Annotated in this window: 24 protein-coding genes; all 24 read left to right on the plus strand. The window is 35.0% G+C overall.

Going from position 1 to position 26,773, the window contains the following annotated elements; all coding sequences use genetic code 11:
• Positions 1-4 precede the first annotated feature (4 nt).
• The 24 genes from AB6M99_RS03125 to AB6M99_RS03240 all read left to right on the plus strand — a co-directional run bounded on the left by AB6M99_RS03125 (position 5) and on the right by AB6M99_RS03240 (position 26,196).
• The gene (locus AB6M99_RS03125) at positions 5-1,111 is read left to right on the plus strand and encodes an EpsG family protein (RefSeq protein ID WP_369351082.1); all 1,107 of its coding nucleotides are present in this window, start codon (positions 5-7) and stop codon (positions 1,109-1,111) included.
• Positions 1,112-1,123: 12 nt separating this feature from the next.
• Positions 1,124-2,170 carry a glycosyltransferase family 2 protein gene (locus AB6M99_RS03130; RefSeq protein ID WP_121835987.1) on the plus strand — a complete coding sequence of 349 codons (1,047 nt, stop codon included), beginning with the start codon at positions 1,124-1,126 and terminating at the stop codon, positions 2,168-2,170.
• On the plus strand, positions 2,160-3,122 hold the full coding sequence (locus AB6M99_RS03135) for a DUF6625 family protein (RefSeq protein WP_369351083.1): 963 nt from the start codon (positions 2,160-2,162) through the stop codon (positions 3,120-3,122). The genes AB6M99_RS03130 and AB6M99_RS03135 overlap by 11 nt, the downstream gene beginning before the upstream one ends.
• Positions 3,116-4,069, plus strand: a complete 954-nt coding sequence (locus tag AB6M99_RS03140) for a glycosyltransferase family 2 protein (protein ID WP_121835985.1) — start codon at positions 3,116-3,118, stop codon at positions 4,067-4,069. The genes AB6M99_RS03135 and AB6M99_RS03140 overlap by 7 nt, the downstream gene beginning before the upstream one ends.
• 9 nt (positions 4,070-4,078) lie before the next feature.
• Positions 4,079-5,080: a DUF6625 family protein gene (locus AB6M99_RS03145; protein ID WP_369351084.1), complete on the plus strand. Its 1,002-nt coding sequence runs from the start codon at positions 4,079-4,081 to the stop codon at positions 5,078-5,080.
• Between the two features lie 4 nt (positions 5,081-5,084).
• Positions 5,085-5,993 carry a glycosyltransferase family 52 gene (locus tag AB6M99_RS03150; RefSeq protein ID WP_121835983.1) on the plus strand — a complete coding sequence of 303 codons (909 nt, stop codon included), beginning with the start codon at positions 5,085-5,087 and terminating at the stop codon, positions 5,991-5,993.
• The gene (locus AB6M99_RS03155) at positions 5,990-7,393 is read left to right on the plus strand and encodes an oligosaccharide flippase family protein (protein WP_369351085.1); all 1,404 of its coding nucleotides are present in this window, start codon (positions 5,990-5,992) and stop codon (positions 7,391-7,393) included. Before AB6M99_RS03150 ends, AB6M99_RS03155 begins: the two co-directional genes overlap by 4 nt.
• Positions 7,394-7,399: 6 nt before the next feature.
• Positions 7,400-8,422 (plus strand): N-acetylneuraminate synthase, encoded by a 1,023-nt coding sequence (gene neuB / locus AB6M99_RS03160; RefSeq protein WP_121835981.1) that lies wholly within the window; start codon positions 7,400-7,402, stop codon positions 8,420-8,422.
• Between the two features lie 122 nt (positions 8,423-8,544).
• The gene (locus tag AB6M99_RS03165) at positions 8,545-9,417 is read left to right on the plus strand and encodes an acyltransferase family protein (protein WP_369351194.1); all 873 of its coding nucleotides are present in this window, start codon (positions 8,545-8,547) and stop codon (positions 9,415-9,417) included.
• Complete coding sequence (neuC, locus tag AB6M99_RS03170) at positions 9,410-10,561, plus strand: UDP-N-acetylglucosamine 2-epimerase (RefSeq protein ID WP_121835979.1); 1,152 nt, start codon at positions 9,410-9,412, stop codon at positions 10,559-10,561. The genes AB6M99_RS03165 and neuC overlap by 8 nt, the downstream gene beginning before the upstream one ends.
• Positions 10,558-11,187 carry an acetyltransferase gene (locus AB6M99_RS03175; RefSeq protein ID WP_121835978.1) on the plus strand — a complete coding sequence of 210 codons (630 nt, stop codon included), beginning with the start codon at positions 10,558-10,560 and terminating at the stop codon, positions 11,185-11,187. The genes neuC and AB6M99_RS03175 overlap by 4 nt, the downstream gene beginning before the upstream one ends.
• A 16-nt stretch (positions 11,188-11,203) precedes the next feature.
• A complete protein-coding gene (locus AB6M99_RS03180) occupies positions 11,204-12,439 on the plus strand; it encodes a GDSL-type esterase/lipase family protein (RefSeq protein WP_369351087.1) in 1,236 nt (411 codons plus the stop codon).
• A gap of 136 nt (positions 12,440-12,575) precedes the next feature.
• Positions 12,576-12,809, plus strand: a complete 234-nt coding sequence (locus AB6M99_RS03185) for a phage holin (RefSeq protein WP_121835976.1) — start codon at positions 12,576-12,578, stop codon at positions 12,807-12,809.
• Positions 12,810-13,289: 480 nt separating this feature from the next.
• Entirely contained in the window at positions 13,290-13,526 is a 237-nt protein-coding gene (tnpB, locus tag AB6M99_RS03190; protein WP_245962712.1) for an IS66 family insertion sequence element accessory protein TnpB, read from the plus strand.
• A gap of 145 nt (positions 13,527-13,671) precedes the next feature.
• Positions 13,672-14,883, plus strand: coding sequence for a Fic family protein (locus tag AB6M99_RS03195; RefSeq protein WP_369351088.1), 1,212 nt, complete (start codon positions 13,672-13,674; stop codon positions 14,881-14,883).
• 608 nt (positions 14,884-15,491) lie between these two features.
• Complete coding sequence (locus AB6M99_RS03200) at positions 15,492-15,815, plus strand: hypothetical protein (protein WP_121835973.1); 324 nt, start codon at positions 15,492-15,494, stop codon at positions 15,813-15,815.
• A gap of 526 nt (positions 15,816-16,341) precedes the next feature.
• Positions 16,342-17,385 carry a phenylalanine--tRNA ligase subunit alpha gene (gene pheS, locus AB6M99_RS03205; RefSeq protein WP_121835972.1) on the plus strand — a complete coding sequence of 348 codons (1,044 nt, stop codon included), beginning with the start codon at positions 16,342-16,344 and terminating at the stop codon, positions 17,383-17,385.
• A 54-nt stretch (positions 17,386-17,439) separates the two neighbouring features.
• Positions 17,440-17,961: a GNAT family N-acetyltransferase gene (locus AB6M99_RS03210; protein ID WP_183121677.1), complete on the plus strand. Its 522-nt coding sequence runs from the start codon at positions 17,440-17,442 to the stop codon at positions 17,959-17,961.
• A 243-nt stretch (positions 17,962-18,204) separates the two neighbouring features.
• Positions 18,205-20,646, plus strand: a complete 2,442-nt coding sequence (gene pheT / locus AB6M99_RS03215) for a phenylalanine--tRNA ligase subunit beta (RefSeq protein ID WP_369351089.1) — start codon at positions 18,205-18,207, stop codon at positions 20,644-20,646.
• A 70-nt stretch (positions 20,647-20,716) separates the two neighbouring features.
• Complete coding sequence (locus AB6M99_RS03220; RefSeq protein ID WP_121835969.1) at positions 20,717-22,429, plus strand: McrB family protein; 1,713 nt, start codon at positions 20,717-20,719, stop codon at positions 22,427-22,429.
• On the plus strand, positions 22,419-23,762 hold the full coding sequence (locus tag AB6M99_RS03225) for a 3-isopropylmalate dehydrogenase (protein ID WP_121835968.1): 1,344 nt from the start codon (positions 22,419-22,421) through the stop codon (positions 23,760-23,762). Before AB6M99_RS03220 ends, AB6M99_RS03225 begins: the two co-directional genes overlap by 11 nt.
• Positions 23,763-23,838: 76 nt before the next feature.
• Positions 23,839-24,504, plus strand: a complete 666-nt coding sequence (locus AB6M99_RS03230; RefSeq protein ID WP_369351090.1) for a lysostaphin resistance A-like protein — start codon at positions 23,839-23,841, stop codon at positions 24,502-24,504.
• Positions 24,505-24,623: 119 nt separating this feature from the next.
• On the plus strand, positions 24,624-25,673 hold the full coding sequence (locus AB6M99_RS03235; protein WP_183121675.1) for a PhoH family protein: 1,050 nt from the start codon (positions 24,624-24,626) through the stop codon (positions 25,671-25,673).
• A 22-nt stretch (positions 25,674-25,695) separates the two neighbouring features.
• A complete protein-coding gene (locus tag AB6M99_RS03240; RefSeq protein WP_121835966.1) occupies positions 25,696-26,196 on the plus strand; it encodes an N-acetyltransferase in 501 nt (166 codons plus the stop codon).
• The last annotated feature ends 577 nt before the right edge of the window (positions 26,197-26,773 follow it).

The following is a 26,773-nucleotide window of genomic DNA, read 5'->3' on the forward strand; positions in this document are numbered from 1 at the left end:
AAAAATGGTTATTTTTTATTTGATTTTTATCTCATTACTGTTGTTAAGTTTTTTATTTCCTAAAGAGAAAATAGTATTTGTGATGAACTCCTTATTGCTATGGATTTTATTTGCTTTTAATCGTGGAGGTGCAGATTATATTGGATATGTGGCGATGTTTAATGCCTTTGGGAGAGAAAATGTCAAATTAGATTTTTACGGAGATGGAATATGGAAAATATTGAACCATGTGTTTTATCGCTTATCTTTTACAGTGGAAGAATTTCTGATGGTTTTATTAACATGTGGTGTGATTTCTTACGTGATTTTTATAAAAAAGTATTCAAAAAATCCGAATATTGTAATAGCTTTAGGGAATATCTATCCTTTAGTTGATAATATTATACAAAAACGTTTTTTTTTAGCAATGGTAATAGCTATATGGATTGTACCAGTAGCTTTGAGATATCAAGTTAGTTATAAAAGGTGGCTATATTCTGCTGGACTCATTTATGTATCTTATACGCTACATTCAAGTTTTGCTCTGATGTTTTTACTTTTAATCCCAATTTATTTGATGAATAAGGAATTTAATTTTAGGTTTATTGTTTACTTTTCTCTGTTGTCTTTTTCTCTCTTTGCTCTAGTATTTAGAATAGCCCCTTTTCTTATAGAAAGTAGCAAACTAAATTTATATTTAGTAGATGAAAGTCTAAAAACTAGTATTTGGAAATTAGGAATCCATGTTGTAATTACTTATCTGTATGTAGGAATTGCATATAAAATATATAAATTTCAACTCAAAGAAAATTCAATAAATCCTGATCTTAGACGTCTATTGATGTGGTTTTCGGGAGGGATGAGTCTATTTATTCCGTTTATATTTTATAATTCAACTTTCTTTAGATTTCCAAGATTACTGTTCTTATTTGTTTTTATTATGATGGCGAATTTATTTGATGTGAATGATTATAAAATAAAAAGAAATACGTTTAATATATTATTAATTCTAGTTTGTTTACAGATTTCAATGTTTACGATGATGTATGTGTTAACTGGAATTGCTGGGTTTAATAGTTTAGTTCGTCCTTTAATTGAGTCGAATGCGATATTAGAATATTTAGTAAATTGATAGGGAGAAAAAATGTCTAAAGTTTCTGTAATTGTACCTATTTACAATGTTGGAAAATATTTAAGAAAATGCTTGGAAAGTATTCAATCACAAACTTATAGAAATTTTGAAGTAATTTTAGTAGACGATGGTAGTGATGATTGTTCTATAGAAATTGCTAAGGATTTTTCGCAAATTGATGATAGATTTTACTATTTAAGAAAAGAAAATGGAGGACTGTCATCGGCTAGGAATTCGGGGCTTGAAAAAGTTTCGGGAGAATTTGTTTTATTTGTAGATGGTGATGATTTTATTGAAACAAACTGCATAGAGGAGTTGATATTGTTACAAAAATCATCTGGTGCAGATGTTGTTTTATTTCCATTTACTAAATTTTATGGAAATAAAACAGAAGAATGTAGCATTATTCCAACTTTTGTAACTGATGAGGAGATGTATAGATATGTTCACCAAAGAATATTTGGGTTGACAAATATACAACTAAAAGAGCCATTAACAAGTGAAAGATTAAATACAGTCTGGGGGAAATTATACTCATTTGATAAGATTAGGCATATTAAATTTACGGATACAAAATTAATTGGTAGTGAGGATGTGTACTACAATGCTCAAGTATTTAATCAAGCTTTAAATGTTGCATACTGCGGTGCGACTAGATATCATTACCGTAAAGATAATGAAAATAGTTTAACAACTGTCTATAATAAGGAATTGAGTGAGCGTCATCATCGCTTGTATGAAAGTATGTTTGCTATTATTGATGAATATCATCTTGGATGTGAATTTAGAGAATCGTTGAATAATAGAGTGATTTTAAATCTATTTCCTTTAATGGCTAACATCATTAACTCTAGAGAAAACTATAGATTTAAGGTACAAATGCTGGAGAAATTGTTGTCTAATAGTATATATAGAGAAAAATTTAAGACTTTTGAGTTTTCTAATTTACCAACGATTTGGAAATTATTTTATCAAATGTGCAAAATGAAGAATGTAACTGGACTAATATTTTTAGTTCAGTTGATGTATCAAGTTAGGAAAATACGAAATGGTGGTTAAAAAGAAGAGAATTTTTATCATTGCCCACTTTGGTAAATTTAATAATTATTTTCAATTGTTTTTAAATTCATGTAATAAGAACCAGAGTACAAATTTTTTGATTTTAACAGATGATAAGACCAAATATATTTATCCCAGAAATGTAAAAGTTATTTATTCTACACTAGGGGAGATAAATCAGAGAGCGGAAAAAGTTTTAAAACAACCTATTCAGATTCAGAGGCCTTATAAGCTTTGTGATTTAAAATCTATATATGGTTTGTTATTTTCAGATCTAATTACTGAATATGACTATTGGGGATACTGTGATACAGATCTTATTTTTGGAAATTTTGATAAGTTGATAGAACCAGTTTTAGGGGAAGAATATGATAAAATTTTCTTTTTAGGTCATTGTTCTCTGGTGAAAAATACTCAAGAAATCAATCGATTATTGCTATCTGAAGAATCATTTGTGAATAAATTGTCTGATTCTGAGAATAACTATTCGTTAGACGAGGAGTTTTCAGAAAGTATCAATACAATTTTATTAAAATATGGGAAAAAGATATACCTAGAAGAACTAGAGGCAAATACCTACACTAAGACTTCTAATTTCTATCTAACTCATTGGAATCATGAATTGAAGAAGTATGAGATTATCAAAAATAAAAATCATTTATTCGTTTATGAAAACGGTAGTATTTATGAATACTTTTTACAAGATAATCAGCTATATCAAAAAGAGTATCTTTATATGCATTTTCAGTCTAGACCGATGGAAATAAAAATTAATTTGGATACTCAATATTATAAGATTATCCCAAATGCTTTTGAAGAATTGGAATATTCAGAAGTTACATTGGAAAATTTTGGAGATATTAAAAAGAAGAATTTCAACTTGCATTATTTTAAATTGCGTTCAAAAAATCTAATGATTAAATTAAAAAGGAAGATTAGAGGAAGATGGTAGTAGATATTAGTGTGATTATTCCTGCTTACAATGCAGAGGCCACCATTGCAAAGTGTATTGAAAGTGTCTTAGCTCAGACAGGCTGCAGTTATGAAATGGTGATTGTGAATGATGGTTCAACAGATCAAACTCCTAACATTATCCAGTCGTACCAAGAGAAATATTCCAATATTGTTTATATTAGTCAAGAAAATAAGGGCTTAAGTAGGACAAAAAATGTTGCTCTAAATTATATTTCTGGCAATCATTTTATGATTTTAGATAGTGATGATTATTTGCCCAAAGGGATTTTTAAAGTAATGTCACAGTATTTGGATAAAGATTTGTCATTGTATAGTTTTACACATTATAAGAACGATAAATTAATCACAAATAGTCTTTGGTTAAATAAAGGGATTTATTCATTGAATTTATTATTTTCCAATTATGAGAATTTAGAACGACTGAATTCAACAATGGTCAGGTTATTCAAAACAAGTATTCAACGTGAACATAATTTATATTATAATGCAAACTCGCGTTATTCTGAAGATTTACAATTTAATTATACTTATTATAAGTACTGTAAAGAAGCTGTTGTTGATCCAACGGTAGCCTATTGTGTCGAATTAACAGATAATTCCTTATCTCGACAATTTTATGGAGGTAAAATTGATGAGATGAAAGATTGCTATAGGATTGCTAGTGAATTTTTAACTTCTGATGTTGCACTGAGTAACACATTTATGAAATTGTATAAAAATTTCGCACTGGATGAAATAGGGGTAAATATTTCGAAAGAAAACTTTCTTGCGCAGACCAAAGATTTTCACCATATGATAGATTTTAATCTAAAGGTAAAAGGAGGAGAGCATAATCAATTATTGGCATTTCTGTTTAACAAAAAAATGTATCGTTCAATCTATTGGTTAATGCTTTTAAACTTTGCTGCTATTTATAAGAGATGAGGAAAGTATATGAAAAAAGCTATTTTTATTATTCCCCATTTTGGAAAATTTCCAAATTATTTCCAGTTATTTTTAAATTCATGTGCAGGTAAAAAATATGTGGATTTTTTAATTTTTACAGATGATAGGACAGAGTATTGCTATCCATCAAATGTAAAGGTACATTATACTACCCTAAACGATATAGAGAAGTTAATCAATTCACAATTAGGATTAGAATCCAGGTTAGAACAAGCATACAAACTATGTGATTTTCGTCCTGCATACGGTCTAATTTTTAAAGAACATTTAAAGGAGTATGATTATTGGGGATATTGTGATACAGATTTGATATTTGGCGATTTGGATCGTTATCTTGAACCGGTGCTTGAAAAAGATTATGATAAATTGTTTTTTCTAGGTCATTGCACCTTATTTAAAAATAATGATGAAAATACTAAAATGTTTTTTGAAGAAATCAAAGGCAAGAAGCGATGGCATGAAGTATTTCATAGTTGGGAAAGTCAACATTTTGATGAAGCTTTTGAACATGGGATTAACTATATTTATGAACAGAGTTCAAAAAAAGTATATAACGAAAATTTTAGTGCTGATATTTATACTCATGGTACAAAATTTTATGTTGTCAGGATGCCTGCTAAGGGTGGTATTATAAATATCAAAAAAGAAGGTTATGTAGATAGGGATGGAGATACACTTTTTGTTTATGATAATGGAAAAATTTTCCAATATTTCATGAAAGACAATCAATTAAAAAAACGTGAGTACATGTACATCCATCTTCAAAAACGAGAAATGAAAGTTACTATTGCTCCAAATAGCTCTTTGTATAAAATTATTCCAAATGTTTTTGAAAATCTAGAGTATAAAAATATTACCCCAGAAAATTTTCACTTAATTAGGAAGTATTATTTTAATTTTCACAAAATAAAATTGATTTATTCATTAAAAAAGAAGCATTTTAAGATACGTAAGAGAAGATTATTTGATAAATTAAAAGGAAGCAATTAATGATATGAAAAAATTATATGTGTGCTCTACTGTTTATCATTTGATAGTGGCGTTACTAAAGATTAATTTGGAAGAATACAATAAAATTGTACTTCTAGATGGCATTGTTGATGCAGAGAAGTTTTGTTTGAGGTTAAATGAAATAGATGGCATAGAAGCAGTTGTATTCACAGATAATCTAGTATATAGTCGTTATCCTATATATAAACAGGAACAACTGGATATGATGGATAAGCTATTGGAAAAAGTTAAAGAAATATATATGTTTATTGATGCTAATCATATTGGGTGGTATTTACATAGAAAAAAAATTAATTATCATTTATTGGAAGATGGTTATAATTGCTTTTTATATCCATCTCAGCATAAATATAGCTGGTGGCGATTTTTTTTAAAGGGTATCCCTAAAGTACATGGATATAGTAAATATTGTATAGATATTGAAGCGAATTCAATAGCTGGAATACCTCGTGATAGTCGCTATAATAAGTTTATTGAAGTTCCAAGAAAGCAGCTTTTTGAGGAGATGGAAGTTTCGAAAAAAGAGATAATTTTTAATCTTTTTGATTATGAACCGATTAAAATACAACAGCCATCTGTACTGATATTGACTCAACCGTTACATTCAGATGTTCAATGGGGAATGAGTTATGAAGAACATATTCAATTTTATTCAAAAATAGTAGAAAAATATTCTGATTATCATATCTATTTAAAAGTTCATCCTAGAGATTATACGGATTATAGTAAATTTAATGCTACAATTCTTTCAAATTCTTATCCAATTGAGATTTTAGACATATTTGGTGAGCATAAATTCAATATAGGTATTACACATTCCTCGACTGCTTTAGATTTTTTAAACTGCGTAGAAGAAAAAATAGTCTTATTTGATTTGAAGGATATGACATGAATACAAAAAAATTAATGACGTCTGGTGTGCTTTATACATTAGGGAATGTATTTGTTCAAGCAATTGGTTTCATTACTCTTCCAATATATACGCGGGTGCTTTCTCAAGAAGTATTTGGGAAATTTAGTTTATTTTCTTCCTATATGAGTATTTTAGGTCTGGTGATTGGTTTACAGGTAGCAGGTTCTTTGGGGCCAGCTAAAGTAAAATATGGAGGAGAATACGATAGATATGCTGTTAGCGCCTTTCATTTTTCCAATTTGTTTGCGATTGCTTTGATTATGATTATAATTTTATTACGAAATGTAATCGGAGATCTTTTGGGATTTTCAGGTCTGGTGATAACTCTTATGGCAATTCAGACATTTAACGGCTATTGTTCAGGTTTTTTGGGTTCCTACTTCATTCAAAAGCAAGAAAGCATTGCAAATTTTTTGCTTTCTCTAGGTAGTGCAATTATGACCACAACCATTTCTTTAGGGTTTATAACAGTGATGGAGGATGATTTCTTAGCGCGTGTTTACGGAGGAATGATTCCAAGTACCATTCTTATGTTAATTGCTGTATTGTATTTCGAGCAGAAAAAACAAGCATTTTTTGATAAGCGATATCTTTCATTTATTTTAATGATTTCTCTCCCATTGATTTTTCATCAACTTGGACATCTAATTTTGAATCAGCTTGATAGAATTATGCTTGGGAGAATGTTATCAATTAGGGAGGTTGCTATCTATAGCTTTGGTTATACGATGGGAATGATTATCCAAACTGTTTTGAATAGTATTAATTTAGCATGGATTCCATGGTTTTTTGAAGCTAAGAAAAAGGAAGACAAAGGGCTTAAACATTATACTTTACGTTATTTAGCGCTAGGGCTATTTTTGACATTAGGTTATTTAACGATTTTTCCTGATTTAGCTTTGATTATGGGTGGTGAAAAATATAATCAAAGTATTGATTTTATAGCAATGATTATTATTAGTTATTTCTTTGTTTTTCTTTATACTTTTCCAGTAAATATTCAATTTTACCATGCAAATACAAAGATGATTCCAATTGGTACGATTGCGGCAGGAGTGATTAATGTTGTTTTTAATTACTTTTTTATTCCTAAGATGGGAATTTATGGAGCAGCTTTTGCTACAGTATTATCTTATTTGAGTCTATTAATTTTTCATCATATAATTTCTAAAAAACGCTATCAGTATAATGAAGTAGGTGTCAAGTTGTACAGCTTACTATCTATGATTGCTATTGGGTATGCTCTACTGATGAATTATTTTTTAAATAGTTTACTGATACGCTGGAGTTTTGGAATTGGAGTTTTAATTGCATATGGAATTTATTTTAAAAAAGATTTGAAAGTAATTTATCAAACGATTGTCAATAAGAAAGGATAAAAATAAATGGTTTATATTATTGCAGAAATTGGTTGTAATCACAATGGTGATTTTCAACTAGCGAAGAAAATGGTGGATGTCGCAGTAGACTGTGGTGTCGATGCAGTCAAATTTCAAACTTTTAAAGCAGATAAGCTCATTTCTAAATATGCCCCGAAGGCAGATTATCAAAAAGTAACAACTGGAACAGAAGATAGTCAACTTGAAATGACGCGTCGTTTAGAATTGTCATTTGAAGAATATTTAGAGCTACGTGATTATTGTTTATCAAAAGGTGTAGATGTCTTTTCAACACCTTTTGATATGGAATCGCTTGATTTTTTGATATCGACAGATATGCCTGTTTATAAGATTCCATCTGGAGAAATTACGAATTTACCTTACTTGGAAAAAATTGGGCAACAGAAGAAAAAAGTGATTTTATCAACTGGGATGGCGGTTATGTCTGAAGTTCATCAGGCGGTTGAGATTTTACAGGCTAATGGGACGCAAGATATTTCTATCCTCCATTGTACAACAGAATATCCAACTCCTTATGAAGCCTTGAATTTGAATGTTATCCATACTTTGAAAGAGGCGTTTCCTGAGTTGACGATTGGCTATTCAGATCATAGCATTGGTTCAGAAGTACCTATTGCAGCGGTTGCCATGGGGGCAGAAGTCATTGAAAAACATTTTACGCTAGATAACGATATGGAAGGTCCGGATCATAAAGCTAGTGCGACTCCTGACATTTTGGCTGCCCTTGTCAAAGGCATAAGAATTGTTGAAAAATCTCTTGGACGTTTTGAAAAATATCCTGATCCAGTTGAAGAAAAAAACATGATTGTTGCTCGTAAATCAATTGTTGCGGCGCGTCCTATCCAAAAAGGAGAGGTTTTTACGGTTGACAACATTACTGTCAAACGACCAGGAAATGGTATTTCACCTATGGCTTGGTATGACATTCTAGGAAAAACGGCTCAAGAGGATTTTGAAGAAGACCAAAATATTCGAGATGATCGTTTTGTAAATCAAATTGAGGATTAATCCATCATGGTAGAGATGAAAAAAAGAGATTGGGGAATTGATGTTATTAAAAGTTTTGCAATAATATCAGTAATACTGCTTCATTGTTTAACGATAGCACAGCGTAGTAATTTAGTAGCCCCCTGTTTATGATGGTTTCAGGTTATAGTTTTGCCCGTCGATATAGTAGTAGCCAGTCACTATTAGCTGATACATTAGGTTCTAAGCAGTATGTATTTAAGAGAATAAATCGTATTATATGGGCATATATAGTGGTTTTTGTGCTGGAAATGCTAGTATTGACGATTAGAGATGGACGGCTTCCTCAAGCTAGTCTTTACCTCTTGCTATCAGGAGGGATTGGTCCAGGATCCTACTACATTCCTTTGCTCTTTGAAATGATTATACTTCTTCCAATGGTTTTACTTTTAATGAGAAAACAGCCAGTTGGGGGAATTATCATCATTACAGTAATGAGCTTTTTAATAGAGTGGTTCAGAGATGTTACTCAGATGCCTAATGAAGATTATCGATTTAGCTTGATTCGCTTTGTCTTGCCAATTGAATTAGGAATGCTTTATGGAATAAGGCAAATACGACTAACAAAAGGTTGGGTTTTATTAGGAATATTAAGTGCTTGCTATATATTAGGTGTAGAGTATTTAGGATTAGAGAGTCTTGCTCAGCCTGATTGGAGAAGCCAAAATACCTTATCTTTCTTTTATCCATTTGTGTGGTTTATTTTCATCATGAGTAGTAATATCAAGGTTAATGCTGGTTGGTTGCAGCGGTTGTTAGTATTGGTATCATCTGCGACCTATCATATTTACCTGGTTCAAATGGTTTATTTTGCATTTGGATTCAATAAACTAAATCAGTTATTGGGAAATCTAGTATTAACAATGACCTTATTTAGTGTTCTTAGTTGTGTAAGTTTTGGTATACTATTTTATTTATTAGAGGAAAAGATACGTTTTGACGTTAGAAACTTATTAGGAAAGTGTAAACATGTATAATATTTGTTTGATAACAGGATCGCGGGCGGAATATGGTATTATGAAACCGTTAATTGAAAAGTTGTGGAATGATCCTGAATGCCAATTAGATATTGTGGCAACAGCAATGCATATGGAAGAAAAATACGGCATGACTTATCGTGTCATTGAGAATGATGGCTATGTGATTGCGAAAAAAATATTTCTAGATTTAAAAGATACCTCTAAGCAGACCGTGACAACGGCAATATCAACTCTGCAAGTGGCTTTATCCTCATATTTTTCTGAAAATTCCTATGATTTGATTGTGATTTTGGGAGATCGCTATGAAATGTTAGCTGTTGCTAATGTTGCTTTAATCTATAATATTCCAGTATGTCATTTACATGGAGGTGAAAAAACATTAGGAAATTTTGATGAGTATATTCGGCATGCCATTACAAAGATGAGCCATCTACACCTAGCTTCGACGGAAGACTATCGTCAGAGAATTATTCAATTAGGTGAGTCACCTGACAAAGTGATTAATACAGGATCTCTAGGAGTAGAAAACGCTTTAAAACTTCCGAAACTTCATAAAGGGGAGTTAGAAGAGCAGTTGGGGCAAGCATTACCTAACGACTATTATGTTGTCTTATTTCATCCAGTGACATTAGATGATGAACAGGATGCGGAAGCTCAAATTATTGCGTTACTCTCTGCACTTGAAATATTTAAAGAGTCCTATATCTTTATCGGTTCTAATTCAGACACTGGATCAGATTTAATTATGGCACAGATTAACCGCTTTTTAAAGAAACATAAAGGAAGTAGTCTTTATCGTTCATTAACGACACAGCAGTATCATTCGCTTATTCGTCATTCAAAAGGGTTGATTGGCAATTCCTCATCAGGACTAATCGAAGTCCCCTCGTTAGAGAAGCCAACGTTGAATATTGGAGATAGGCAAAAAGGGCGTCTACACGGTCCATCTGTTATAGATGTTCCAGTAGAACAGGATGCTATTCTAAAAGGATTACAACAGTTAAATACTATCAAGATATTTTGGAATCCTTATGAAAAGGAGAACTCTAGTCAGTTGGCTTATAAGGCAATAAAAAAAGCCCTAATTGATGGTATTACAACTGCTAAAGATTTCTATGATGTAAAGGGGGAATGTGAATGAAAACAAGAGTTGCATTTTTAGGAGCAGGAAGTTTTTCAGACGGAGTATTACCTTATTTAAATCAAGAAAAGTATCAGTTTATCGGCTATTTTGATGATAAACCGATAGAAAACTATCGAGGATTTCCGGTTTATGGGACTTTAGCAGATAGTGTGACCTTTTTAGAGGAGGGAAAGGTTGATTTAGTTTTTGTAACGATTGGGGATAATAAAAAAAGGAAAGAAATTTTTGAATTGATTTCAGAACAACATTATGATGCCTTGTTTAATATTATTAGCCCACAATCAGCTATTATGCCCACAGCACAACTGAGTGGAAAAGGTATATTTGTTGGCTTTTCAGCCTTTATTGGTTCAGATAGTGTGATTGGGGATAATTGTATTATCAATACATCAGCGATTGTAGAACATCACACCATTATTAAGGCACATTGTAATATTACTCCTAGGGCGACAATTAATGGTCTATGTAACATTGGACAAGGCTGTTATATTGGAAGTGGAAGTGTTCTTATTCAATTAGTTGAGTTGGCTGATGAAATAGTTCTTGGTGCAGGTGCTGTTGTGGTTAAAAGCCTTACGGAATCAGGGACATATGTTGGAACGCCAGCACGGAAAATAAAATAGAGTTGAGGATGTGAAGATGAGGCCAATTTGTTTGATACCTGCACGATCAGGTTCAAAAGGGTTACCTAATAAGAATATGTTGTTTTTAGATGGTAAACCGATGCTATTTCATACCATAAATGCAGCAATTAATTCAGGTTGCTTCGCAAAGGAAGATATCTATGTCAGCACAGATTCAGAACTTTATAAAGAGATTTGCGAGACTAGAGGGGTTTCAGTTATTCTGAGAGATAAGCATTTAGCGACTGATACAGCTACAACTTATGATATGTTGGAGGACTTTTTATTACCTTATGAAGATGAACAAGTATTTGTATTGTTACAAGTGACCTCTCCCCTAAGAAAGGATTGGCATATTAGAGAAGCTATTAGTTACTACACTTCTCATGATGTGGATAATGTAGTTAGCTTTTCTGAGATTGACAAACACCCTAGACTGTTTTCAACGTTATCAGAGGAAGGTTTTGCTCAGGATATAATCGGAGTTGATAGGGGATATCGTAGACAAAATCTAGAGACATTGTATTATCCAAATGGGGCTATTTATATTTCAGATAAACAAACTTACTTGTCGTCAAAAAGTTTTTTTACTCCAAAAACATACGCTTATAAAATGGATAAAGAATTTTCTCTAGATGTTGACACAAGAGATGATTTTACTCATGTTATTGGGCAAATTTTCTTTGATTATAAAAGAAGAGAGAAAGAAAACAAAGCATTTTATCGTAACGGTTTTAAAAAATTAGTAGATTCTAGTGCTCAAAGGGTTATTTTAGGAGACTCTAGAACATTAGATTTAAAAGTAGATGGATTTGTTAATTACTCTCAGGGAGGCTTGACTTTAGCGACTTTGCTAGAGAACATAGAATTAGTTTTGTCTGATAATGTTAAAGAAATTTTTTTATCAATTGGTGTTAATGATTTGATTACAAAGTACTCTATTAACACTATTTTTAAAAATTTTGAAAGGCTGTTTGATATTTTAGACTCAAAGGAAATAAAATTAAGCGTGACAACTATTGGTTATACTCTTTTTAGGGAAAATGTAAACAATAGTGATATTAATCAATTAAATAGATGGCTAGAGAGTTTTTGTACAGAACATCAAATTGCTTTATTAGATATTAATCAATATATTTCTAAAGATGGTCATTTAGATTATCATCAAACGACAGATGGTTTACATTTTAAGCAACTTACAGAGTATCAATTACAAGAAAAATATCAAGAATTTTTATCTAGTATTGAATAAGTGTTCATTTATACATAAATTGGGAATACGTGTTCGTTATATACGAATATTTTTTCTTAAAATATAGAAAATAGTTCTCAGTATTTCATTTTTTTAGTATGATAATGCTATAAAATTTGAAAAGGAGAAAATGTTTATGGATAATCTTAAAAAGCGGATGCATCGTCATATGTTTTGGATTGGTTTCGTTTCATTGGTATTGATGTTGGTGGATAATATTACTTCAGTTTATTTTCATATGAATCTGAGTGAACAATTAAATCAGATTGAGCAGACAATTTGTATTGTTTTAAGTATTTTACTCTTTTTAGGGATTTTAACGAATAAATCGGATAAAAAGAGTGTTGAAAAAACTATTTCGAAGAACTAATTTTTCTTTGACAACCTTATTTTCTAGTTACAATGACGGAAATTATTGTAGCCTCAGGAGGATGATGAAGCTATTTGGAAAAGTGGTTGTGTACGCGTAGGGATTTACTTATTTTTAGGGTATATGTAATTACTCAATAACTGGGTATCTATTATATTTTCCACGCCTCTAGTATACTGTTATCAGCAAACACAGTATACTAGAGGATATTTTGATGTCACAACCGTAACCGCCTAATAACGAAGTATCTATAAAAAACTTTCTCTCTCCGTTATACTGTCATTAGAAAACAGAAACGGAGGATTTTTATTATGTTACCCCCTATCGTCCCCTTGGGTTCGCCCCGTCAATCTTGTCAGAATGAAAAGAAAAGCAAAACTAATCTTCTCCTCAAATTAAGATTAGGTAAACTAGAAATCAGTTGTTTTTATCCCCTTGGTCAAGATCAACTAGAGCTTATTTTAGAAAAGGTACTTACATATGGCCATAAGACTCAATGATTTAGGGCTAGTCTTTCTCTTTTGCGGTGGACGTAAAGACCGCTTTAAGGCACTTTATTGGGACGGTCAAGGCTTCTGGCTACTTTATAAACGTTTCGAAAATGGAAAACTCACCTGGCCGAACACAGAATTTGACTGTTCAAAACTGAGGTCAATCTGTTTCTTAAAATTGACAAAAGCATTGCGTTTGATGTTTTTGATAAGTTTTTTGCCCTAAGGTCAAGAAGATATATTGAATGATTGAAATTTTAAATTAAATGACCATAAATAAACTTTAAAAAACTCTATTTTTGTTTGATTTGGTTTCGAATATGTGTTAAACTTTTTTAAAAATATCTATTTTTAAAAAAGTTGGAGAGATTATGGCTTATAAAGAATTAAAAATCATCAAATTTCAACATTCAGATGACATCGAAAGAATATATCAAGAGAGGTTAAATAATATAGGCACAGTCAAGACAGAGATGTATCCTGTTTTGATGAAGCGTGGTGAAACAAAAGGGCATCGTTTTCCATTATTTGTAGTGCCTTTATTAGAAATTCAAATATTATCACAACAAATTCAGGAAAAATCAAATCAGATATTGTCTCTTAGTGCACAATTACCTCCAATTGCTCAGAATCATCTTTATAGGGAGCAATTATATCGAGCTGTCATTGATACGAATGAGATTGAAGGTGTCAAAACAACGAGACGAGAGGTTTCAGATGCCTATCAAGCGATTTCTGATGGAAAAGGGAGTGGTATTAGATTATTTTCCACAGTCAGACTTTATCAAGATATCTTGGAGCAGGAACCGTTTAGAATAGATACGATTGAATCTATCAGAGATATTTATGATAAATTAACAGATGGTGAAATAAGGCAAGATGATAAGCCTGATGGAAGATTGTTTCGAAATGGTCCTGTCAGTATTTTGGATGATAAAAATGGTAAAATTGATCACATCCCACCTATTATGGAAGAAACGATTATTCTTATGCTATCAAGCTGGATTCAATTTATTAATGATCGGACTATTCCTTTTTTAACAAAAGCCTTTTTAGCTCACTATTTTTTTGAAAATATTCATCCTTTTTATGATGGCAATGGTAGAATAGGTCGTTACATCCTATCGAGGTATCTTTCTCGAAAATTAGACATTTTTTCTGGATTGATGATTTCACAAAAAATCAATGCATCTAGATCGATTTATTATAAAGCCTTTCAAAAAACTGGCGATTTTGATAATCGTGCGGAAGGGACTTTCTTTGTCTGGGACATGATGTCTTTATTGGCTTCTGGACAAGATGATATGATTAGCATGTTGGAAGAAAAGATTGCCTTGTTAAATGATTTTTGGCAAGAGTTAGAAGAAGGTTCTTTTACAGATTTACAAAGAGAGATTATGTTTATTTTATTTCAGTCAACAACATTTACTGATGATAAAAAAGATGGTATTGAAGACAGGCAACTTATTGAATTTTTATCAGATAGATTTGCTAGAAAAAAAATCAAAGATACGATTAAATCACTTCGTGATTTGGACCATATTAAGCAAGTTACAAAAGCACCAAGTAGACATATTGTTTAGTGTTTTTTGGAAAATCTGAAATTTGGCATAGAGTGAGATGAGCTATTTTTACTATGCTATAGTATTTTAGCTTTAAAATAGTAAACTCGATTAAGATAAATTGTCTTAGTCACAATGAATTCCCCTTCAACATATGGTTGTTTCATAATATCTTATTGCTGGTATTTTTTGCAATCATTACGAGCGACGAAGTCGCCACAACTAGCACTTTCCGAAGTGGTGATAACGAGGCTGGGCAAAAACTCAAATTTCCGCCTTGTTGTTGAAAATTAAACAAAATAAAATGGCTTAGAATTAACGTTTTTGACGACGTTACTCTAAGCCATTTGCTATTTTTTAGACTTTTTGCCCAGCCTCGTGTGGGGGTGAAATTGTCCACTGGACAATTTCAGCCTGAGCTTAGAAAACAGAGAGCGAAGGAGACCTAGGCTTGCCAAGAAAGAATGGAACTCTGTAGGAGGGGAGGTTCTGACACTGACTTCGTCAGCTTCATTTCCCACCTCAAATGGTCTCCCAGACCTTTTGAGCGCCCCACACCACATTAGGAGAAGTGCTAACAAAAATACTAAATAAAAACTAATTGACTTTATCACAATCGTTTCGAGTTGATGAATCAAGAACAGTTATTTGGTCGATTATTAGAGGAAATTTTATCTGGATACTCTAATCGTTTAGAGTTAATTAGCAGATACGAAGAAGGTTTGAAGTCCAATGATCCCTACCGAGTGAGAGATGTGATTTCAGATGAAATTCAGCGTGGTATGGAAAGTGTTTCAAGTAGGGATAATTACCACCATCTGATTAGTTATTTAAAAGTGTTAGAAGTTTATCCAGATGGTAAAGTGATTAGTCAAAAAGTTGCAGCAAGGTGGAAAAATGATTACCCACGTCGTAAAGCGATGTTAGAAGAATTGAAGTTTGCGGGTTTTTAAGTTTGTGTATGTGACCAATTTGGGGAAGTGGGATTGCCTATCTCTTAAACCAAGTTCCGGTATTTTTCGATGTGTTTTTTTACTGTTAATGACGATGTTCTATTTGCCAGCTCTGCAATTTTTTGGTAAAATATTTTTAATTGAATAGAGCCTTTGAGACTAGTAACTAGGTGGCAGATGACAGGGAGTGGGAATCGTGGACTGGAAGTTCCCTCATGGAAAGCTTAGTGAATTCACTCAAGTCAAGGTTAGCAAATTAAGGTCTTTTAGACGAAAACGGATGGTACCGCGTGTCAACGCTCCGCTTATGGAGTTTTGGCATGCGGTTATTTGTTTATCATTTGGATTCTTGATGCTATTCAACATATGAGTTTTTAAATTAAAGAAAGGAAGGTTTGGTTTAGCGAGATAGTTGAACTGAACACGCCCTAATAGCTTGGTCAAAAAGATGAGCACACCTAGATGCAAGTATCTGCGTTATGCTCCCTGTTTTGATGGTGCTGTTTACGGGCTTTGTATTATAGATATGGATTTACAGGCACAGTTAGAGGAGTTGAAGGTTTCAACTCAGGCTAAATTAAAAGAAATGCATGGAGATCACAGTAAGGAATTGCAAGACTTACGTGTCGCTGTGTTGGGGAAAAAAGGGTCTTTGACAGAGCTGTTAAAAGGGCTTAAAGACTTATCAAATGACATGAAACCAATCATTGGTAAACAAGTCAATGAAGTCCGTGACGTTTTGAATGCGGCATTTGAAGAAACAGCAAAGATTGTTGAAGCCGCTAAAATTCAGCGCCAATTGGAAAGTGAAAGTCTTGATGTGACATTACCAGGGCGCCAGATTAAAGTAGGGAACCGTCATGTATTGACGCAAACATCAGAAGAAATTGAAGACATTTTCCTTGGTATGGGCTTCCAAGTGGTGGATGGCTTTGAAGTGGAGAAGGATTACTACAACTTTGAGCGCATGAACTTGCCAAAAGATCACCCAGCGCGTGATATGCAAGACACTTTCTATATCACAGAGGAAATCCTGCTTCGTACACACACCAGTCCTGTGCAGGCTCGTACCCTCGATGAACACGATTTTTCAAAAGGACCGTTGAAGATGATCTCTCCAGGGCGCGTGTTCCGTCGTGATACGGATGATGCGACTCACAGTCACCAATTCCACCAAATTGAGGGACTTGTGGTTGGGAAAAATATCTCAATGGGAGACCTCAAAGGGACGCTTGAGATGATTGTTCAAAAAATGTTTGGTGCAGAGCGCAAGATTCGTTTTCGTCCATCGTACTTCCCATTTACCGAGCCATCTGTTGAAGTGGATGTGTCATGCTTCAAATGTGGTGGCGATGGCTGTAATGTCTGCAAGAAAACAGGATGGATTGAAATTCTTGGTGCCGGCATGGTTCACCCACAAGTTCTTGAAATGTCAGGTGTCGATTCTGAAGAATATTCAGGTTTTGCCTTTGGTCTTGGTCAAGAACGTATTGCCATGCTCCGATATGGTATTAACGATATTCGTGGCTTCTATCAAGGCGATGTGAGATTTAGTGAGCAGTTTAAGTAGTAATTGCGTTTTGAAAAAGAAATGTATTAAGGATTAGAGGTAGAACGAATGGTTATGACAGTAGGGATTAAACCTGTAGTGAAAGAAGAAGTGCCAATTTTGCAAGAACTGGCTATGAAAACATTCAGAGAAACTTTTGAGGAGAACTATACTGAGGAACAGTTGCAAACTTTTTTTGCGAATCAGTATGATAGGGCGGTATTGTCAGAAGAACTGGACCATTCAGAAACGGAAGTTGATTTTCTTATGGTTAATAATGAGCCAGTCGGGTATCTGAAACTAAATTGGGGAAATGCCCAAACAGAAAGAAAGTTAGATGATGCTTTTGAAATCCAGAGAATCTATATTTTGAAAGCCTATCAGGGTCAGGGATTGGGGAAGATGCTTTTTGATTATGCACTTGAGACTGCCCAGGATATGGACAAATCTTGGATTTGGCTAGGTGTCTGGGAACATAATACCAAGGCACAAGCTTTTTACGCCAAATATGGCTTTGAAAAATTCTCCGAACATGCCTTCCCTGTTTCAGAAGACAAGATTGATATAGACTGGCTACTCAGAAAACGTTTGAAATAACGCTCAGATGAGAGATAGGCTTCTTACAGTAATGCATTGAAGACTGGATAGCGATCCCAGCTCTGGCGCTACTTTTGCTATGGTAAAACTAACCAAACGAACAAGGTTAGTTTGGTTAGTCGGAAACATTGAGACCTTAGGCTCAATTTTTAGGTATGGAACCGTAGGTTCGCTACCGTCCGCACCACTTAAGAAAAGTACCAAAAATAACAAAAGAAAAAATAAACAAAGAAAGAAAAAATCATGCTTGTATCATATAAATGGTTAAAAGAGTTGGTGGACATTGATGTTCCGTCAGCAGAATTAGCAGAAAAAATGTCAACGACAGGGATTGAGGTTGAGGGCGTTGAAAGCCCATCAGCAGGTCTGTCAAAATTAGTGGTTGGTCACGTGCTCTCTTGCGAGGATGTGCCAGATACACATTTGCACCTGTGTCAAGTGGACACTGGTGATGAAGAGCCTCGCCAAATCGTCTGCGGTGCACCGAACGTGACTGCTGGCATCAAGGTTATCGTGGCGGTTCCAGGCGCTCGTATTGCAGACAACTACAAAATCAAAAAAGGGAAAATCCGTGGCATGGAGTCACTTGGGATGATTTGTTCTCTTCAAGAGCTTGGACTTCCAGACAGCATTATTCCAAAAGAATTTTCTGATGGTATCCAAATCTTGCCTGAGGAAGCAGTGCCTGGCGACAGCATTTTCCCATACCTTGATTTAGATGACGAAATCATTGAATTGTCGATCACGCCGAACCGTGCGGATGCCCTTTCTATGCGTGGTGTTGCTTACGAAGTGGCTGCCATTTACGGCAAATCTGTGCATTTCCCTGAGAAGGCTTTAGTGGAAAATGGCAAAGCTGCTGCTGATGTGATTTCTGTCGCTATTGAAAGCGATAAGGTAGCAACTTACGCCAGCCGTGTGGTGGAAAATGTGACTGTGGCACCAAGTCCACAATGGTTGCAAAAACTCTTGATGAATGCAGGTATCCGCCCAATCAATAACGTTGTCGATATCACAAACTATGTCCTTCTTTACTTTGGACAACCAATGCACGCTTTTGACTTTGATAAGTTTGAAGGTAATGCTATCGTGGCTCGTGATGCGCGTGACGGTGAGAAATTGGTTACTCTTGACGGTGAAGAACGCGAATTGACAACTGATGACATCGTCATTACAGTAGCAGATAAGCCAGTTGCCCTTGCGGGTGTCATGGGCGGTCAATCAACTGAGATTGATACTAACTCTAAAAATGTGGTTCTTGAAGCAGCTGTTTTCAACGGTAAATCAATCCGTAAAACCTCTGGTCGCTTAAACCTTCGTTCAGAAAGCTCATCACGTTTTGAAAAAGGGATTAACCTTGAAACCGTTACGGAAGCCCTTGATTTTGCGGCAGCGATGCTGACAGAATTAGCAGGTGGTGAGGTCCTTTCTGGTCGTGTTCAAGCTGGAGCAGTTGAGACAAGTCCAGTGGAGGTCTCAACGAGCCTTGACTATGTCAATGTGCGTTTGGGAACAGCCTTGACGTATGCTGACATTGAAGCTGTCTTTGCAAAACTTGGTTTTGGTTTGTCTGGCAATGCAGAGCGATTCACTGTGGCAGTACCTCGTCGCCGTTGGGACATCAGTATTCAAGCAGACTTGGTGGAAGAAATCGCTCGTATCTACGGTTATGATAACTTACCAACCACTTTGCCAGAAGCTGGAGGAACCGCAGGTGAATTGACCGTCACTCAAAAACTCCGTCGTCAGGTTCGTTCAATTGCAGAAGGTACTGGTTTGTCAGAAATTATTTCTTATGCTTTGACGACACCAGAAAAGGCCGTTGAGTTTACAGCAGAGCCAACTCAGGTTACAGAACTCATGTGGCCAATGACGGTTGACCGTTCTGCCCTCCGTCAAAATGTGATTTCAGGAATGCTTGATACGGTAGCTTATAACGTGAACCGTAAAAATAGCAATGTGGCTATTTATGAAATCGGAAAAATCTTCCACCAAACAGGCGATGTGAAAACAGAACTGCCACAGGAAGTGAATACCTTTGCCTTTGCTATTTCTGGTTTGGTGTCTGAAAAAGATTTCCAAACACCAGCCGTACCAGTTGATTTCTTCTATGCGAAAGGGATTCTTGAAACCCTCTTTGACAAACTTGGTTTGACCAACAATAATAGTTTTGGTTTTAATGAGATCGATACTATAAAGTATGATAAATTGAGTAATTTGTCTTCTATGCATCCTGGTAGAACAGCTCAAATAACTTTTTTAGGCGTTCCGATTGGATTTGTCGGTCAAGTTCACCCACAAACAGCCAAAGATTACGGTATTCCAGAAACATATGTGGCTGAAATCAATCTTGATGCTGTTGAAGCTGCTATAACGACTGAGCAAGTCTTCCAAGACATCACAAAATTCCCAGCCGTATCTCGTGACATTGCTCTGCTATTGGATAAACACATCACGCATCAAGCGATTGTAGGAGCTATCGAGAAGGCGGGCGTGAAACGCTTGACAGCCATCAAACTCTTTGACGTGTATGCCGGTGCTAACCTTGGTGAAGACAAAAAATCAATGGCTTACAGCCTAACCTTCCAAAATCCAACCGATAACCTCACCGACGAAGAAGTCGCAGGTTACATGGAAAAAATCACTAAAGCTCTCATCGAAAACGTCGGAGCAGAAGTGCGATAGGAACAATGAAATCTACTCGAAAGGGTAGGTTTTTTTGGTATAATGAAGGGGATAAGAGAAAGGGGAGTGTATGGAAAACTTAGAGTTTAGTTTGATAATAACAAAAGAATCTATTGAATCAAATGATGTTAATTTCACGATTGATAACATCTCTGATGGTGATAATTATAAGTTTTTAGATGTTTATTTTGAAAATAATTTAGGAGAGAAACGTCGGCGTAATTTTAATAAACACGAGAGAAAAGGAAATCAAACTTTACCACGACTGGCATTTCAATTATATGAATATGAGATTAGCAAACTTACTAAAGAAGAGAAACTTAACTTTCCTACGTGTAGATATACTACAAAGAGTGAGGCAATAAGAGGAATTTTTGAATCAAGTGTAGAATTTAAGCAGTACAGAAATACCATTGAGTTCCTAGAATATAAGGGTAAAGAAAATAATTTTGTGATTTACTGCTGGAATATCTTTTCAACCCTATTGTTTATCCAAGAGTGCCTGTTAAGGTTTGGTGATGATGGTGATAAATTTATCTTGAAATATAGGAGAAAACCGAATAATAAATCAGGGACTCTCTTAGAAGAAAATTCGGACTTACCAACATTGAAAAATACCTATGATAAAGAAATCGACATGTTGAAAAAATCTCGTAACCTCATCTTCCGTGGTGCTCCTGGGACTGGTAAGACCTACTTGGCTCGTCAAATGGCAGCGGAGATGATTGGTTGTTCCGTTGATGAGTTAGGAGAGCATCCGCAGTTTGGCTTTGTACAATTCCATCCAAATTATGATTACTCAGATTTTGTTGAAGGCTTGCGCCCAACAACGGTAGGTGACAGTATTGGTTTTGAATTGCAAGATGGTATTTTTAAGGCATTTTGCAAGGAAGCAATAGCTGCAACTGAGCAAGGTGGGCAAGATAATTTTGATGAAGCATGGCTAAGTTTTTGGGAAACTGTATCTGGGGAAACAGATAGTTACAAAATGAAGACGCTAACGGGTAAGCCAATGAACTTAATTGCTTTTGATAGAAATGGAAATACAGGAGTAACAGAGAAAAGTTCCAGCAGTCTATTTTTCAATTATAACCAATGCTATAAGGTTTATCGTGGCTTTCCAGGAGTTCCAAAAGGTGGCTTGGATAATTATCGTAAAGCTATCATTCAAGAGATGAAAGACAAATTTGGGCTAAAAGAGTATAAAGCTCCAGTTGCTCAAACAGCAGAAGGTAAACCGTTCATCTTTCTCATTGACGAAATCAATCGTGGAGATATGGCGAAGATTTTTGGGGAGTTGTTTTTCTCTCTTGATCCGAATTATCGTGGTAAGACTGGTGCTATCTCGACACAATATGCCAATCTCCATGAGTCAGAAGAAAAGTTTTACATTCCAGAAAATGTCTATATCATTGGTACTATGAATGATATAGACCGTTCTGTTGATAGTTTTGATTTTGCCATGCGTCGTCGTTTCCGATTTGTGGAAATTACGGCAGAAGATAGACTTGATATGTTGGACGAATTAGGAGAGCAGTCTGCTGAAGCTAAAATTCGACTAACAAATCTCAATACTGCTATTTCCAACATTGAAGGTTTGGATAGTCATTATCATATTGGCCCAGCTTATTTCCTAAAATTAAAAGAAGTTGATTATGAATTACTTTGGTCTGATTTTATTGCGCCTCTTTTGGAAGAATACCTACGTGGCAATTACAATGCAGCAGAGGAGCTAGCTAACTTAAAAGAAGCCTTTGAGGATACAACTGATTATGGAAATTAAGGATAATCATTCTTATCACATAGAAGTCTTTTCGACTGCTTATCCCAAACTATATCAAAAGCTAACTAATAAAACGTTGCAAGAATTGGCGACAAACGAGCATCTCCTGATTTTTCCACAACAATTTGCAGATAGTGATGACTTGGAAGACAAAAATATGGTCTTGGAGCAAATTAATCATCAGTTGAAAACTGGGAATATCGTAGGCTTCATAGGGTGCGGTGAGGAGAAACTGACCATTCGTTCACGATTTTCAATGGGTGAGGATGACTATTTTTTACACTACCTGTTGCAAAAAGTCCTAAAGCTAAATCTTGTTGATTTATCGCTTGATTTTTCATTTGAAGACAGCTTGTACAACTTATTGCTCTATCTTTTTCCGAAGTATTTATCAGATGCCTTGGCAGTAGGGATTTATAAGGAGTATCGACAGTTTCAGTTTAATGATAATCGGGTGAAAGGAACCATCAATATCGCCCGCCATATCAAAGAGAATACACCGTTTCAAGGGACGATTGCCTATGATACGCGCCAAATGACCTATGATAATTCAGTGCTTCACTTGATTCGTCATACCATTGAAGTGTTAGGAAAAACAGAGCAAGGCAGAAGGCTATTAGCTTCTGATGATATGGTCAAAAAACAGGTTGAGGTTATTCGTGACCATACGCCTACCTATCAAGCCAGTCAAGGGCAGACTATCATCAAAAACAATAAGCGGCGCTCCGTTAGACACGCTTACTATAAACCGTACCGTCAGCTGCAACAGCTTTGCTTGCTGATTTTGGCAAGACAAAAGCATGATTTTAAAAAGTCTCCTAACCAAATTTATGGGATTCTCTTTGATGTTTCCTGGTTATGGGAAGATTATTTAAATGGCTTGTTGCCTAGTGAGTTCATCCATTCAGATAATCGTAAGAAACGAAATGGTTTGTCACTGTTCTTAGATCACAAGCGGACAGTTTATCCTGATTTTTATATAAAAAATGGTCAACTGGTTTTGGATGCTAAATATAAAAAGTTAGAAAGTAGTGAAAAAGGGATTAGTCGTGACGACCTTTATCAATTAATAACCTACGCTCATATTTTTCAGGCTAAAGAAGCGGGGTTAATTTACCCTAGCATAGACAAAACGGGACAAAAATCTCTGATTGGAAAACTCAATGGCTACGGTGGTCAGTTGTTTAAAGTATCTTTACAAATCCCACAAGGCAGTCAGACATTTGAGCTTTTTCAGTTTCAAATGGCAGCATCAGAAAAACAATTTATCACGATTGTTTATGGCCTCGTTACTGATGGAATAGATCAAAACGTCGGAGCAGAAGTGCGATAGGAACAATGAAATCTACTCGAAAGGGTAGGTTTTTTTGGTATAATGAAACTAGTTTATGAAATTGGAGACGAATGAAATGACCAAAATGATTTTTGATAAAATGAGAGTTCTTGGTTTAGCTTTTGTTTTAATATTAACGGTAGTCTATTCTCCAGAATATACCCTTCCAATGAAGTGGTGGTCTGGTTCCGTGAAAGAGAAGTTATTAGCCTATTTTATCAGTATAGTATTCTACCTCATCTTAGCCCTTATTATTTTTAAAATTGTAAAATCTTATCAGCTCAGTCATGATATAAGAGAGAAATTTCAATGGAAATACCTCATTTTTATCCTGTTAGCTTATTTCTCATTGGAAATCATTGATGTGCTAATAGATATTTGGCTGAACGCTATTGGAAAGACAGAGACAGCCAATCAAGAGGATTTGAATCAAATGGCGGGTCAATTTCCTTTTGTTGTTACTCTGATTAATAGTGCTATTGTAGCTCCTATTGTAGAGGAAGTTATGGTTCGTGGGCTATTAAATAAGGTATTTTTTAAAAACTGGCGTTTGGTAGGGATTGTGTTTAGCTCGCTTGTTTTTGGACTCTTTCATGGTCCAACTGATCTGCCTTCGTGGTTCTTTTATGCGGATGGTGGTCTTGTCTTTGCTTTTTTGTATGAAACAACAGATGATTTGACCTATCCTATCCTCCTTCACATTTTTAACAATTTTTTAGCAACTGTGATTAACTGGCTTTGACTGATAATCTGGAGTTTTTCGTTAAACAACGCATCTTTCGGGGTGCGGATTTTTTATTTTTTGATATACTAGAGTTAGTCAATCGTCAACTTTTTGGCGAAGGTATTAAGGAGAACAATTTGCAAGAGTATTCAATTGAACTAACCTTATCTCATCCAGATGATGTGCTGGCTTTGTTTGGAAGCAACGAACGTCATTTGCGCTTAATTGAGGAAAATCTCGGTGTTATTATTCATGCACGGACCGAGCGCGTGCAGATTCTTGGAGATGATGAAGAAGCTGTTGAAACAGCTCGCCTTGCCATAGAAGCTCTGCTTGTTTTAGTTGGTCGTGGGATGATGGTCAATACCTCGGATGTTGTGACTGCCCTGTCAATGGCTCAGGCTGGGGATATTTCAAAATTTGTTGCCCTCTATGAGGAAGAAATCATCAAGGATAACTATGGCAAGCCTATTCGTGTGAAAACGTTGGGGCAGAAGCTGTATGTTGATAGTGTAAAATCTCATGATGTGGTCTTTGGGATTGGTCCGGCGGGGACTGGTAAAACCTTTTTAGCAGTCACTTTGGCAGTGACAGCCCTCAAACGCGGGCAGGTCAAACGCATTGTCTTGACACGTCCAGCTGTTGAAGCGGGTGAAAGTCTCGGTTTCCTTCCGGGTGATTTGAAAGAGAAGGTTGATCCTTATCTTCGTCCTGTTTATGATGCATTGTATCAGATTCTTGGTAAGGAGCAGACAACCCGTCTCATGGAGCGTGAAACCATTGAGATTGCCCCTCTTGCCTATATGCGTGGTCGTACTTTGGACGATGCCTTTGTTATCTTGGATGAAGCGCAAAATACAACCATCATGCAGATGAAGATGTTTTTGACCCGTCTTGGCTTTAATTCTAAGATGATTATCAACGGTGATATCAGTCAGATTGACCTACCTCGCAAGGTCAAATCAGGTTTGATTGATGCGACGGAAAAATTGCAGAGCATCAAAGCTATTGACTTTGTCCATTTTTCAGCTAAAGATGTTGTCCGTCATCCTGTTGTTGCTGAAATTATCAAAGCCTATGAGGACGATCGCTCTGCTATGTTCCAAAACGACAAAGAAGAAGTGACTGAGGAAAAATCAGGATTAACGACCTATGAGGTAATTGGCGAGTTGCCAAAGGAAGAATAAGTTATTTATAGTAGGTGAGTTAATGGAAATGTTATCATCATATTTCAAAGTTCGTCCGATTGTTGAAGAGGATTTAATACAAGTTTTAGAACTTTATCAGGGAAATCCATTTTTCTTTAGACATTGTCCACCTGAACCGAGTTTAGCGAGTATACAAGAGGATATCCGTCGTTTGCCAGAGGGGAAATCTCAAAGTGATAAGTATTACCTTGGCTTTTGGGAGAAGGAGAAGTTAGTAGCAGTCATGGATTTTGTCTATGATTATCCAAACGAGGAGACTGTATTTATTGGCTTTTTTATGGTCAATTCATCTTGTCAAGGTATGGGAATAGGGAGTCGAATCATTCAAGAAACCTTTGTCTATTTTTCCAGAAGTTTTAGAAAAGTGAGACTAGCTTATGTAAAAACCAATCCTCAAGCAAAACATTTTTGGGAAAAGCAGGGTTTTCTACCAACAGGTATTGAAGTAGATGAAGCCCCATATACTGTTGTCATAATGGAAAAAGAACTCTGTGGACAATAATTGAAATGTTCCTACCGTAATCGTATTTTTGATAATTTTCAATCTTATTATGGCTCAATCTATTTTATAAAAATATTAAAATAACATGATCTTTTCAACGTGTTGTTGAATGACCATGCTATTTGTTTTGTATATAGGCAATTAGTTTTAAAACGGATATTATACTTAACAAAAATCAAAAATTACTTTTTTGCTTCTTTCTAAAAGGTGCTGATGCTCAAAAGGTTTGGGGAACCTTTTGAGGTAGGAAATAAAGCTGACGAAGTCAGTGTCCCAACCTCCTACTGAGTTTCATTGCTAGATTTGAGCCTATCTCTATCGCAGTAGATGATTGACTGTACTTGTCGACTACTCGACAGCGTCCAACCTAATGGAACTACTACGAAATTGACTTTCAATTTCTGTAGATCTCCCAAAAATCCGTTCTTATCAAGCCAATTCCCCTCGCTCTTTTATTTCTGAGCTTGGGCAAAAACTGTCCACTAGACAGTTTCACTAATAAGAATAATACCACCATGGCGAAAGAAGCGCTGGGAAATTGATGCCTTTATTGGTCCTTGAGTTTGTTCAATATGCT

The organism is Streptococcus hillyeri, assembly GCF_041081565.1.
Lineage (GTDB): Bacteria > Bacillota > Bacilli > Lactobacillales > Streptococcaceae > Streptococcus > Streptococcus hillyeri.